The organism is Candidatus Similichlamydia laticola, assembly GCF_003339615.1.
GTDB lineage: Bacteria > Chlamydiota > Chlamydiia > Chlamydiales > Parilichlamydiaceae > Similichlamydia > Similichlamydia laticola.
Genome location: NZ_QQBG01000022.1, coordinates 1 through 14,034, shown reverse-complemented (window position 1 = coordinate 14,034; position 14,034 = coordinate 1). Strand labels below are relative to the sequence as shown.

At 45.0% G+C, this 14,034-nt stretch carries 5 protein-coding genes; all 5 read right to left on the bottom strand.

Annotated features, from left to right (window positions below):
* Positions 1–8 precede the first annotated feature (8 nt).
* The gene (locus HAT2_RS03005; protein ID WP_114544538.1) at positions 9–2,885 is read right to left on the bottom strand and encodes an insulinase family protein; all 2,877 of its coding nucleotides are present in this window, start codon (positions 2,883–2,885) and stop codon (positions 9–11) included.
* An 87-nt stretch (positions 2,886–2,972) separates the two neighbouring features.
* Positions 2,973–4,442, bottom strand: a complete 1,470-nt coding sequence (locus HAT2_RS03000) for an insulinase family protein (protein ID WP_114544537.1) — start codon at positions 4,440–4,442, stop codon at positions 2,973–2,975.
* Between the two features lie 34 nt (positions 4,443–4,476).
* A complete protein-coding gene (locus HAT2_RS02995; RefSeq protein WP_114544536.1) occupies positions 4,477–7,422 on the bottom strand; it encodes an insulinase family protein in 2,946 nt (981 codons plus the stop codon).
* Between the two features lie 269 nt (positions 7,423–7,691).
* Positions 7,692–8,579 (bottom strand): hypothetical protein, encoded by an 888-nt coding sequence (locus HAT2_RS02990; protein ID WP_147267507.1) that lies wholly within the window; start codon positions 8,577–8,579, stop codon positions 7,692–7,694.
* 154 nt (positions 8,580–8,733) lie between these two features.
* Positions 8,734–14,034, bottom strand: a 5,301-nt coding sequence (locus HAT2_RS03880; RefSeq protein WP_181860343.1) for a beta strand repeat-containing protein, incomplete at its 5' end; no start/stop codon positions are given.

Below are 14,034 nucleotides of genomic sequence, written 5' to 3'. Positions count from 1 at the left end.
ACTCTACTTTAGGAGCTGCTGCCTTCGCTTTTCTGCAGAGAACCTTCCACCGCAATGAGAAGTTGGCGAATCTGTTTTTCTTGCAAAACTCGTTCACAAAACAATTTAAATTTTTGAAAAGTAAGTTCTTCTGCGGCTCGAACCATCTTCGCATCGAAGGACCATTCCCTTTCTTTTTCAAAAGCGAGACGGTGTGCTTTAGCTAAGAGGTCCGTCGCACTTGTAGAGGGAGCTTTCAAAAGTTCAAGGAAACTCGTTCTTAGGGCTTCAAATTTCTGCGTATGAAAGAAGGGATTCGTTCCCATTTTTTGGAGCAGGTCATCTAGTAGCTGGCGGTAACGTTGGAGGAGAAAGTCACAGTCGACTTTTGTTGATTGCGTCAACACGGTTAAGAAGAGGCGTCCGTTTGTCTCTTGTGAACCACACCGTACAACGTAGGCTAACTCTTCTTGTTCTCTGAGTTGATTCATAGCAATAGGATCCAGTCCGGAGGATAAGATCCAAGAACAGACACAGTTGTGAGGCAAGAGAGCAGAACCACAGTCGATAGACAGACGAGCAGCGTGTCCTGGAAGAGGAGAAGGAAACCGGACAATTTTTGTCCCAAGCTCTAAACCTGAATGAAAAGGGACCGATCCCATCTCTTCTGAGTAACTCGTTGGAAAAAAACGTTCAAGGGGATCCAAAAGGTTAGACAGTTGCTTTGAATTCTTTTGCCCTAGGTAAATGCTCTCGAAACTCGTCTCTTTTAGAAACGTTTCTGTGAACTGTTCTATATCAGACAAAGTAGCAGACTGAACGAACAGTTTACGCTCCTCTAAGGTTGGAATGGCATCTTGGATGTTTTCTTCGAAGAGCCTACGAGCAGTTTGATAAGGGGGAGAAGCCTCTATTGCTTGGATGTCCAAAACCATTTCCTCCAGAGCACGGTCAAAATGCTTTTGGACCAATTTTGCCTCTCTAATTTGTTCCAAAAATTCTTTGAGAAGTTTTTCTGAAACTTGTTCCCAGGCTACAAGAGAGAGATGTAGGGAATAGGGAGTTTTTGGTCCTAAACTCATTCTGTTTCCGGCCGTTCGGGCAGAGTATTCCAGTTCATCCAGTGATTTATTTAACATTCTTCCCCACATCTCAGCACACAAGTGCCATTTAGGATCTTTGTGAAAAAAACGCGGATGTTTAAGACAGATAAGAAAATAATCTTTAGGAATACCAAAATAGATATCTTGAAGGAGAAAAAGAGGTCCGGAAGACGATCCGGAGAGACACTGAGGGGCAATAGCTAGAGTGCTCGCTTTTTGAATGGGATAAGGCTGTGGAATAGCTTGAGGTAGAAAACGTTGTAGCTTAGGCGGGCAGAAGGTGACTTTTGCCTTTGTAACAGAGGGCAACGAAGTCGCGTAGTACGGGTACTCCCACAAGGGCATCTTACTCAATTCGTTATGGTTTTTGGGCTTGTCGTTCATTCCATCTTCTGCTTCTGCCCATTTGGAATAAGCACTTCCTAGCAGAACGATTTTCTTGTTTTCGATCAATCTTTCAATGGCTTTCTGGTAGGCCGTATACCGGAAGGCATGTGGTGCGACACTATGGAAAGGAAAAGTTTCTAAGGGCTCTCTAGCTAAAGAGATGACAAGTCTTGAAACAAAGTCAAAAGCTTGTGTTTTACATCGATACTGGTAACCAAGCAGTTGAGCCAGGTGCAACTCTTCGACCATTTTTTCTGCGTGGGAAGAATCAAGCTGTTTGGCAGCTTCCAAAAAGGTTTCGATTAAGGCATAGACTTTTTTCCATTCGGCTACTCCTTGATCAGTCAGTTTGACTTCCAAACAGAAAAGTGCAGGCAACTGGTTGCCTAATAATTCAATTGAGCCTTCACAAACTTCTGCGAGACCCATCTCTTTTAGTGTTGAGGAAAGACCGCCAGAATGCTCAGAATTAATGAGGTGAACGAGCAGGTAGAGATCTTGCTGTTTTTCAGGAAGAGGGGCTGGAGGAAATGTCCAAACAAGAAGAAGGCAGTTAGTGCCTTGTAATGTTTCTGTGAAGATAAAACGTGATTCTTTTTGTTCATAAACGGGCAAATCCCTTTCCCATTTTTTTCGGATAGGGACCTGTTGTGCTAGGGGCAGAACAATTCGACGTAGCTCTTCTAAAGGCTTAGAACTAATGGCAACACATGTCGCTTTGTGAGATGTGTAATGAGATTCAAACCATTCCTTCAGTTGTCCACCTGTCTTGTGGCCCAAAGTGATTTTGTTCCCAGGGTGATACCGTTGCATCGGACAATCCCCATTCAACTGAGAGAGAATACCTGACCAGACACGAAACCCATCATTCATGGAATGGATATAGAATTCTTCATCGACAGCCGAAAGTTCAGCTTTGGTCTCTTCCTCGAGAAAAAGAGGCTTTTGCAACATGGCAAAAAGCCTCTTCGCTGTCGGTTCAAGGAGCTCATGACTGAGGGAGATCCCGTAAAAAGTGAATCCCATAGAGGTGAAGGCGTTATACGTTCCACCCTGACCAAGAACAAACTCATTTACCCCGTCAGAAAATTCAGCGTTTGTACGCCCTGCTAACATGTGCTCTACAAAGTGAGCTGCCCCTCTAGCGTCAGGAGGATCATCTGCGGATCCAACATGGGACAAAAGCCCAATCCCACATTGACTGACATCTGGGTCATGAACAAGAAGGAGCGCAAGTCCGTTTTTCAGCTTCCATTTTTCTACTTCTAGATCTTGAAGGCGAGGGCTGAGATCTTGATACGGATTCTTATCCTCAACAAGAACAGCCTCCTCTTCATTCCACTTTTTAAGGAGAAAACGCAGACCGAAGATGAGGGGAAGAGAAAGAAGGACCCCCAAGAATAGGAACAGTTTCAAAACAAACCTCCCAAAATTTTAATCCCCCTCAAAGAGTGGATTCGAAAAGGGAGGTAAGATGCATGAACAAAATTATTTCGCCAACAGTCACTTCTGGTCTTTACGAGGACACGTACTGTACTCCAAAGGTTGTCTTGAAAGGTGAGAAATGGTTGGTTTATTAGGGAAGAAGAATCGATTGTGTGGATTGCCCTTATCCTTTTTTGGGGCTTGTAGGCAGGAGAGCTTCTGTATGGTTTGCCACTCAGAAAGATTGGTTCCGAGAAGAACGATGCGATGTCCATCCAATAGTTGCTGAATAGAGGCACGGTAACGATGCGAATCGAGTTGAAGAGGAGAAACAGCAAAGAGAGGGAATGTTTGGAGAGGCTCTTTAGCAAAGGCCTTTAACATTTTTTCGATGGACCAAGGAAAATCGGTGAGGATTTGTTCTGATTCTTCCTTTTTTAATTCGGAAAAGAGTGCTTCGATCTCCTCGTTCTTAAGCTGTGCTGCCTGGGATAGGAATTGGTCAATAAGAGATAGAATGCCCTCCCACCGTTGCACTCCCTTCTCTGTTAGATCTATACGAATACAGAACAGCGTGGGCAATTGATAGCCTAATGGCTCTAAATGCGCTTGGCAACTTGTCGCCCACTTTAAATCGCGTAATTGCAAGGTGAGACCTTCCATTACGGTTGTGAGTAGGTAGAGAGGGTGCTGCTTTTCAGAAAATTCTTTTTCCAAGAAGGGCCAGATACAAGAAAGAGAGCGTGTTCCTTTCTGCATTTCTAGAAACAAGAAGGCCGACTTGTTGCACTTCCAAATTTCTCTTTTAGGTCTTCTCATCGTCTTTTGTCGCATTCCGCTAAGAATTTCCAAAATCACGTTACGTACTTCTGAGAGTGGTTTAGGTGTTGAAACGATACAGGAGCTTTCTTCTGCCGTATAGTAGCAATCAAACCATTGCCGAAGTTGAGAAGCTCTTTGCAGATTATCTGCCACAACGTTTTCGAAACCGTAGCTGTTACGATCTTGGGTGATTTGTAGCTGATTCAGAAGAGTAGACCATAAGTGAAAGGCGTCTTGTTGTGAGGAGAAATGACGCTCAGCTTCTATTTCATGAAGTGCAGGCATCTTCCCGGTAGGGTCGAATGGGCAGAAAGAGTCATGATGGATCAGAGAGAGGAAGCGAGATAAATCAGAAGAGAATGGCTCCCACTCTGACCTCAGCTTAAATAAAGTGGAATGTAATCCAATTTCAAAGTCAAGCTCAGGGCCAAATGTATCGCCAATAAGGTGCGCTAACAAATGTGCTGTTCCCGGAGCGTATGATGGATCATCGACTGCTCCTGCAGGTACAGAAAGACCGAAATAACATTCAGAAGCCCCGAGGCGGATATCATGAATAAGAAGCAGTGACAAGCCATTACTAAGTTTCCACTTTTCCCAATGGCAATTTTTGTGTCCCTTATAAGGGCTTGTGTCCGAAACAAAGTGATGAATGGGGACAGGTACTTCTTTGCAAAAGAAGGAACAAGGCCACAAAAATAAGCAAGTAAGTAGACCGAACATCATAGGTCATCTCCCGATTTTTCGTGGCAAACGGGTACTACTTCATAGAATGCTTGAGTAAATTGAACTGACACCAATTTGTTCTTCCTTCTTCAAGGACGGCGTGTTTTTGGTCAGATGGAATCCCTTGGACACGGATAAAAAAAGCACGGCGTGTTTCTTTGAGAAGATGTTCTTTGATAAATTGAAGCATGTCTTGGTGGGTAATGGACATCGCCTCTTCCAGTAGAGAGGGTGGCCAGTCGCTTCCTTTCTTATCTAAGAACAATCTTTGAGATAGCAAATTGATAGCCGATTGTGCTGTGCGAATAGGTTGCCTCAAATCATGTAGGGTTTTTCTTTTATTCTCTTCGAATAAGAGCTGACTTTCCGTTGAAATCCGAAGCAGTGTATCAGCACAAGCATCTAAAAGAGAAAGGATCATGTCGTTGGAAAGGGGAATGTCTTCTAATGCTGCTGTAAAGGCAAAGTAGAGTCGGTGATCTGTCATCATCGGATGTACAGAAAAGTGTACGGGGATTCCCTCCAGATTCTTCTGCTCCAAAAATGATTCGAGCATTTTTGCCAAGACAAGTTTTTTGACGAAGGACTTTACAGAGTAGTTCCCTAAATGAAGGGCAACGGCACAGGCGGAGCCTGGCTCCAAAGAATAAAGAATCTGCTCCTCTTTTGGTGTCACCTCTTGTTTATGTGCTGTTTCAAAGTATTGGGCCCTAGAGGGCTCGAAAAAGTTAATGGAAGAGATCTTTCCCCACCACGATTCGATCTCTTCTAATCCATGACTTCCGAAATAACATCCTTTTGCAAAGCTGAACTGCTTGATCTGATCAATGAAATGCATAGCTTGGTGAAAAGAAAGTTCATTCAAATCGTCAATACGCTGCTCAAGGGAAAATCCATCAAAGAGAGTGGCTTCCATTTCTAAAAGAGCAAGCTGCTGGGGTGCAAAAAAACAACGCTCCGTCAGATTTTTAATTCTGCGTTTCTTGGCTAAATTAAATGTTTCTTCGGAGATGGATAGGCGACTGAGTCCTTGAAGGATCGATTCTACGAGTGTTCCTGTTTGATCACACGGCCCAGAAACAGATAATTCTAAAGTCTTAGGAGAGATTAAACGATACTGAATGCGAATGCCGGCTTCTCCGGCCAGGTAAATAACGGAGCGTGTAGCTTCTTCCAATAACCCCACACAAAGCTGCGATAATTCTGCTCCGGAAGCACTTCCTGGGCTACTTGAAGGATCAGGAAGTGAGAGCAAGATCTGCCAATGTCCTACAGGACGAGCCCAAATAAAATCCGAACAGTAATAGAACTGTCCTAGACCTTTTGACAAATCAGTTGGTTCTAAAGTCACATGAGGTGAAATAGCATGAGTAGACTGTTCAGGGGATAGGAGAACGTTTTTGGGAGGCATCAGAAGCTTCTGAGCTAAACTCGCTTTGGGGAGCTCGGGAAGACTTCTAAATAGCCACTGAAATTGGTTATTTCTTTTTTGAGAGTGGACGTGAAGCCACGCTTCCTTTTCTGATAAACCGTCATGGGCACGGTGCCACTCATCCACTGGACAAGCTAGTGTCACGAGAAAGGGGGATTGCTTGGTCAGCGTTTGAGCGTAAGCTGGAAAAGTCTTTCCAGCAAGGTCTGGCACTGACGGAAGAGTTTGCTCAGAGAGTGATGCAAGTCCTCTGATCAAGATGTCCTGAGCGGTTTCTAAGCATATTTGTCGGCCTTCCGGATGCTCGCGAAGGAAATGACGTATTTTATGCGCTTCCAATGCCTCTTTAGAGAAGATCTCCAAGTTTGCTTTTTCTGCAATTATTTCTAGCCCAAGAAGGATCTCTGAAAGAACCATGGACCATTCCTTTGTTCCTTTCTTTGTTAGAAAGGCCCGAACACGAAATTGCTGAGGAAGTTCACTATGAGGGGAACGCTGGATAAAATCATACTCAATATCCTCTAAGAAACCACACTGTCTTAGGATAGAAACAAGTCCTCCCTTTGCTTTATGCATTAATAACTTTCCTAGAATCTCTTCTGGAGTCCATTGGTGTGACTTGTTATGTCCAGGTGAGGGACCGAGGGCCCATTCCAACTCTAAAACTCTTTCTTTTTGGGTGCAGACGTAGAGAAGGGAGGGCTCTTGCCCCCTGTAAAGGGAAGGAAGGCTCGTGTAGGTGGTTCCTTCTACAAAAAGGTCCTCTTGATGTGGGGAAGGAAACCTTTCAAAACAGCTGATGAGAAGAGGCTGCATCTGTTCGATAGCTAAAGGAGCATTGACAACCAAGAACATCCTATTCCCAACATAATTTCTCCGATGCCAATTTCTTAATATCTCCGCAGTCACACGGCTGAGATCTGTTTCTTTTCCTAGGCTGGCTTGGTGTAAGGGGTGTTCTGGAGAATAGACTTCCTCACGTGTCCACTGGATACGAAATCGATCGTCGTTTAGCCTTTCTGCGTGTTCTAAAGCAATTTCTTGCTTAGCAAGTTTCAGCTCTTCTGCACGAATACCTGGTTGCAATAAGGCTGTAGAGAACAAATCTAAACTCTCTTCAAAATGAGAAAGAGGAGAAGAAAGGCAGTATGAAGTGTAATCTTGCTCAACAGAGGCATCTAATTCAACTTGTTTGTCTCTTAAAAGCTTAAGAAGAGGCTGCTGCGTTACGTTCGTGTCTAAAAACACGGTATGCGTGAGCATATGAGCCAGACCAAACGTATCACAACGTGGACTGGCGTACCCTGACGAAACCGTCAATGTAAGATGACACCTATCGGCTAAGGGATCTGAAATTAAGACAAGACAGATGCCGTTTTTTAGACGGATACGCGACTCTTTCCTTTTTAGAATGTTGGAAGAGGATGCTTCTTGGACACTAATCTCTGTATGCACAGACGGTCCGAAACAAGATCCTTCTGAGGGTGTAATGTTTCCCCAGAGAAAGAAAATGGGGCAGAAACAGCAGCACATATGAACGAATCGCATAGTTTCTCCAGAAAATTGGTTCACCAAAAGAGCCCCTGGAAATATCCTTTTTTGATCGGAATTTCTGCAGTTAATTTGGATGAATTTTTTCTTATTCAAGCCATTGGTTCTGTGACTTGTATCACAGTGCCATAAGATGGACAAGCCCTGGAGAAAGGGATGTATTTGGAGAAATGCATTTCTGAAAGGTAGCTTAATGCTGAAAAAAGAAGGGAGACTGCGTATGTCTTGAGCCGGTTCTAGTCTGTTTTACTATGTAAGAATGAGAATTATTTTTTGTTAGAGTTGCCTGAAGAGGACGTTGTTGAAGAGGTGGTCAGGGAAATAGGAGTACCATTTCTGTCGGAGAAATAAAACCCGTGTGCTCCTAAATGATGATCGTCCGTATCGTTGTTCCAAATAAACTCTCCCCTCTCCCAACATGAGTCTGTTTCGATATGTCCCCATAGGGATGAGGTCGAGGACAGAGAGTCGTTAATAGCAGAAGATGCTTCTTCATGTGATGAGCAGTCCGTATCAGAATTCCGAATTGTATGTTCTGTTTTCGCCATGATTGGTTGAGAAAGGCTCGAGTTTAGGGCAATGACAATGGGAACATTGAGTGCGTTGTTATCTAAGGGACACCTCCAGAGGGGATTGATGTTGAAAGTCCATAGGGAAAATCCTGAGGGTAAAAGGACTAGATACGTATTAGAGTATAAAAGAGTTTTGTCCTTCGCAGGGTGCCATCTGATCAAGACCTCAGAGGTGCTTTCGGTATATGGTGAGGGAAAGCTCCAAGTAAGGGGGTTGATCTGGAAGAGAGAGGGCCTGGAAAAAGGGGGTATGGTGATGGGTCTGGTCGTGAGCCTCAAACCACTTTTAATGCTCAAAGCTTCCCAAGTATTAAAAAATTTGATGGCTGTGTAAGCCGTGTGAATTGAAGGGATAAATTTATAAAAGGTCTCGCTGTCCAAACTGGATTCCTTTAAATGTGGGTCATTCAGTAACTCTACCTTGGGCTTGCGTGGACATTCCCCTCTTTTAAGGTCGAGTTTTGGAAATTCGACGTCAATATGTAAAAGCCGTTCAGAACCGGTTTTTCCTAATATTACCGTGTTGCTTTTTCCAAGAAAGACAGATGGACAAAGACAGAATAGTGCATGAACAAGCCGCATAGTTGCTCCAGTCAGCGCGCGAAGGAGGAGGTTCGGAAGTCTCTGTAAATAAATCTTTTGAGATGATTTGGGCTCATGGCCCTTTATCGAGGTAACTAACAGTCCTATAGCATACTTCTTTTTTGTAAAAAAGTTTTTAATGGCCTTTGAGGCTTTACGAGCTGTTTGTTGTTGCCGAAGCAGGCAGAGTAATTGGACTTCCATCCATAGAGGAGATATAGAATCCTTGAGCACCTAAGACATAGTCATCTGTGTCAAAGTTCCATTCAAATTCTCCTCTCTCCCATTGGGCATCGCCAGAGAGTTCTCCCCATGTAGTATTTACTGCTGGTAGAGAAACAAGGGTGAAGCCGGTGGATGTGTTCTCTGTCGGTACAAAAGACGCTTCTGGGTCAACGTTATGCCAAACTATGGTTTTCGTATTGCTAAAGGTTGGGTCGACGAAACCCGATCCTGTAGTGATCGTGATGGCTGTATTAACATTATTGTCATCAATTTCTGAGTTCCAAATGTAACGGCTCAGTCTAAAAGTTGGTGCAACAAAATTGGAGCCTAGTGAGATAGCTGTCATGTTTCCATCAAGGAGGTTTTCGTCTACTGAACTGTTCCAAGGAAGGCTAGGTACAGCATTTGCACTGAAAGTGGGTTGGTTAAAGCCTGAAGCCATTGTGATCGTTAGAGGTGTGTTCAAAAGGTTTTCGTCTGATGATGTGTTCCAGTAGAAGTCGATGTCCGTTGTGGCATCTTGTGCGAACTGAATCCTTGTTATATCAGAGTCACGTTCTTGGTTAAAGAAGCCTCTCCTGACATTGGTCAACCATGGGTAGTCGTATCGGCTTAGAAGTTGAACGGTATTAATTCCTGTTCTTGGATAAGTTACAGATGAACTGCTGCCTAGTGTTATGACGTCTGTATCTAGGTTCCAGTTCGTATTATCTTCACTAGAGCTTGTGAGAGTAGTTTCTGTGAAGGTTCCATTTGTGCTAGTGGTCGTTATTCCTCCATTCATGACCAAATCTTGGTCTCCGTTCCAGTCAGAATTAATTGGAGAAGTAGCAGTGAGGTTGATAGCTGTTATACCCGAAATTGTATCGTTGTTACTGACAAGCTGAAGGGTGACACTATCTGAATCAGCATTCCAACCGCTTTCAACAGGGTTATGAGCTGTTAGACTGATTGCCGTTACACTTGTTATCTGGTCTGCATCTGTTATCCCTCCAAATGTGATTTCGTCAGCATCTACGTTCCAGAGTGAAGGTGCCACGCCTGTTGAAGGAGTCAGTGCGAAGCTTGCAAAGGTTGTTAGCATATCATCGTCAATTATTCCGCCCAGAATTGTTTCTTCTGTATCTAGGTTCCATGGCAATTGTCCGGATCTTTGAGGTAGAACGATGGCTCCCATAGCAGTCACAACTTCTTCGTCTGTTAGGCCTCCCAAGATCACGTTGTCTGTGTCTAGGTTCCAGATGCCCGAAGTTGCAGAAGCAGTTAATGAAGGAGTGGAGAAGGTGATAAGTAGGTCATCATTGACTAGACCACCGAAACTCATGGTGTTGACTTCAAAGTTCCATGTAGAGGGCGGACCGTGTGATGGTGCAGTCAGTTGGATAGATGCAAAGGAGGTAGTAGCGGCGTAATCTGATCCTCCGAGGGTTAAAAGATCAATATCTGAACCAGTGAAGAAGGAGGTGTTTGAAGCAGTTAGTTGAACCTCGGTTACTGAAGTGGAGAGTGTGTCATTCGTAGTACCACCAGTAACCATGTCTGCTGTATCTGCGTTCCATACAGGGAATGGGGATGATGTAGGGAGACTAATGGCCGTGATGCTAGTTAGGACCGTATCGTCTGTTCTTCCTCCTCTGGCAGAGAGATCGATGTCAAAGTTCCATAGAGGCATTGTAGGTGGTGTCAAGCTAATGGTTCCCACGCTAGTGAGAAGGTTGCCTGTTACACCGCCGGTAATCGTATCGTTTTCATTTGTGTTCCAGTCGGAATGAATCGTTCCAGTTGATGTGAGACTAAGGGAGGCAACGGTTGTGTCTAGGCTGCTGTCTGTTGTACCACCTTCTATCAAGAGGTCATTGTCGAGATTCCACGTCGTCTCAGAAGGGAGTGTTAACCTGATTGCCGCTACACTGATAGCAGAGCTGTTATCTCTGCCTCCCAGGATCATGTTGTCTGTGTCGAAGTTCCAAGTAAAGGCGGTGCCTACCGAAGGCAAGAGGACTTGCGTAAAGGAAATGAGTGTTGGATTTTCTGATCCTCCTAAGACTAGACTATCACTGTCCAAGTTCCATACGAATGAAGGGAACAGGATCCCTAAGTTAAGGCGTGTGACCTGAATCAGGAGATTATCGTCTGTCAGACCACCAAATGTTAAGAGGTCTGTGTCGTCTAGCCAACTGGAGATGCGTGAGGGCGTTAGGGTAACGGCTGTCATGGCTGTTGTAGAACTGCCTAGTTGTCCACCTGTGATCGATTCATCTACATCAGCGTTCCAGCTTGTTCTGGCTGGGCTTTCTGTGAGGTTGATAACCGTGAAGGTTGTGGGAGCAGTGTTGTCGATGCCTCCTAATACATGGCTATCGGAGTTTCCATTCCATCCAGAATTTATAGTGTTACCTGTTAAGCTAATAGCCGTTAGGCTCGTGAGGAGGCTGTCATCCGTTGTGCCGCCTAGGGTCAAGAGATCTGTGTCTTCTCTCCAAGTCGATGTACGTGATGCTGGAAGAATGACTTCTGCCACAGTTGTGACTGTTTCAGTCTCTTGACCGCCTAGAATCATTGTCAAGGTATCAGTGTTCCATGTGGTAGTAGTGTTCCAGGAGGCAATATTGCTTGCAATGAGTTGAATAGGTGTAAATGTTGTCGTATTTGTAGTTGTCGTACTGCCTAGGACGTTATCCTCGGTGTCTGCATTCCATGAGATAGCTGTCGTAGCACGCGAGGTGAGGCTGAGAGTTGCCATGCTTATACTTAGGCTATCGTCTGCAAGTCCACCAAATGTTAAGAGGTCAGTGTCTGACGACCAGCTTGTTGTGACAGATGGTGTCAGAGCAACAGCGTTGACAGTCATGAAGGAATTGCCACTCAGTCCTCCTTCGATCTCTCTGTTGGGGTCCCCATTCCAGGTCGAAGCGATCATGCTTGGTTCCGCGAGCTGAACAGCAGTAAACGTTGTTACGTCTGTGAATGAGAGGCCACCTCCTAGCATTCGATCCGTGTCGTTGTTCCAAACAGTAGTAGTTGCATTTCCTGCTGAGAGGCTGACTGGTGTGATGCTAGTTGTGAGACTATTATCCGTAGTACCACCTAGTGTGAGTAAGTCGATGTCTGCTACCCAACTCGTAGTAGGAGAAGCTGTGAGCGTAATGGTTGCCACACTCGTAAGGTTGGTGTTGTCTATCCCACCCAAGACAGCATGATCACTGTCCATGTTCCAGTAGAGATCTGTGGGCGATTCCGTCAAATTGACAGGAGTGATGACTGTAAGGTTACTGTGAGTGATGCCTCCGAAGAACATGGTATCTGTATCAACATTCCATGTAGAAAGGGTTACTATCGGTGGTGTTAATCTGACAGCTGTGACACTAGTCGTTATGCCGTCGTCCGTCGTTCCACCGAAGACAAAGAGGTCTGTATCCCTCACCCAACTCGTAGTAGGAGAAGCTGTAAGCGTAATGGTTGCCACACTCGCAAGGTTGGTGTTGTCTATCCCACCAAGGATAGTGGTGTCTGTATCAGCATTCCATGTAGAAGTGGTTGTGGGTATCAGGTTGATGGATGCTATGCTGGTTGTTAGGGCATCGTCAGTAAAGCCTCCCTTCACGAAGAGTAACGCATCTTTGTTCCATTCGAGGTAGCCTGATGATGTTGTTAGACTAATAGCTGTTACATTAGTTGATAGACTGCTGTCTGTTGTTCCGCCAAGCGTGAACAAGTCAGTATCCTCTACCCAATTAGTTGTAGAAGGTGCTGTGAGATAGATTTCGGTTATGCCTATCAAGTTGCTGTTATCTCTTCCACCGAAGATAGTGTTGTCACTGTCCAAGTTCCAATTGGAGGTGGGGGTTGGGGTAGCGAGACTGATTGGTGTGGTGCTTGTCAGGTCACTGTACGTCGTGCCTCCCGAGAGCATGCTGTTTGCCTCATCATTCCAGGTGGAGATGGTCATCGTAGCTTGTGTGAGGCTGACAGCTGCCACACTAGTTGTTACGCTATCGTTTGTGGTTCCACCCAGAACGAAGAGATCTGTATCTCCTGCCCAATTAGTTGTAGAAGGTGCTGTAAGCATGAGAGATGTCATGCTTATCCTTGAGAAGTTTGCATTGTTACCGAGGATCATAGTTTCGGGGTCGAAGTTCCATTCAGAGTATGGAGTGTAGAGCGACGGAGCTGGGAGAGTTGCTTCTGTGACTATTGTTGTATCTGCGTAGTTGACGCCACCTAGAACAGTTAAAGATGGATCTCTGTTCCATTGAGAATTCGTTGGTGTGGCTAGGGCCATGTTAAGGGGTGGCGCATGGGTCGTTTCTGCGTCGTCTATGATTCCACCAAGAGTGAGGAGGTCCGTATCCCTTAGCCAGTTCGAAGTAGGTGAGGCAATAAGGTTGATTGCTGTGAAGGTGGCAACGGAAGTATAGATTTGTCCTCCGAAGATCATCGTGTTCGCGTCAATATTCCATCTAGAGAGTGTCGTTGAGGCGACGGTCAGTTGAACTGGTGTGACTGTTGTTGTATTTGTAGGTTCGATGCCCCCTGCACTTCCTGTGACTGGATCGGCATTCCAACTAGAGAAGGTTTCCGAAGTTGAAGTTAGAGTAGTAGATGGCACACTTGTAAGTTGGTTATCGTCTGTTAAACCTCCAAAGGTGGCTCGATTGATACTCAAATGCCAAGTAGTTGTACCTGATGCTGTCAAACTAACAGCTACCATGTTTGTTATGTCTGTGTAGCTATCACCGCCTAAAACCATCGTGTCGAGATCAAAGTTCCAACTAGAGTAGGGGCCGAACAAGGAAGGTGTTGTGAGGCTTATCCCTGTAACTACTGTTGTATTTGTGTCGTTTACGCTACCTAGAACGGTGGAGGATAGATCGTTGTTCCATTGAGAGTTTATTGGTGTCGCTGTGCCCAAGTTGACAGATGGTACACTAGTTGTCTCTTCGTTATCTGTGATGCCGCCGAAAAGCATAAGGTCAGTGTCGACTAACCAGGATGAAACGGGTGAGGACCTGAGACCAATAGCGATAAAGGCCGTCGTAGAGCTGTTTTCTCCACCACCAGAAACCATGGTGTCAGGATCAATATTCCATCTGGAAAGGGTTGTAGAGGAGACCGTAAGTTGAGCTGGTGTGACTGTTGTTGTGTCTGTGTAGTTAATGCCGCCTGTTAGAGCTGTGATGGATGCTATGCTGGTTGTTAGGGCATCGTCAGTAAAGCCTCCCTTCACGAA

Bases quoted from the DNA above. Each gene is read 5' to 3' on its own strand.
- HAT2_RS03000 (WP_114544537.1), bottom strand. From the start codon at position 4,442: ATGATGTTCGGTCTACTTACTTGCTTATTTTTGTGGCCTTGTTCCTTC.
- HAT2_RS02995 (WP_114544536.1), bottom strand. From the start codon at position 7,422: ATGCGATTCGTTCATATGTGCTGCTGTTTCTGCCCCATTTTCTTTCTC.
- HAT2_RS02990 (WP_147267507.1), bottom strand. From the start codon at position 8,579: ATGCGGCTTGTTCATGCACTATTCTGTCTTTGTCCATCTGTCTTTCTT.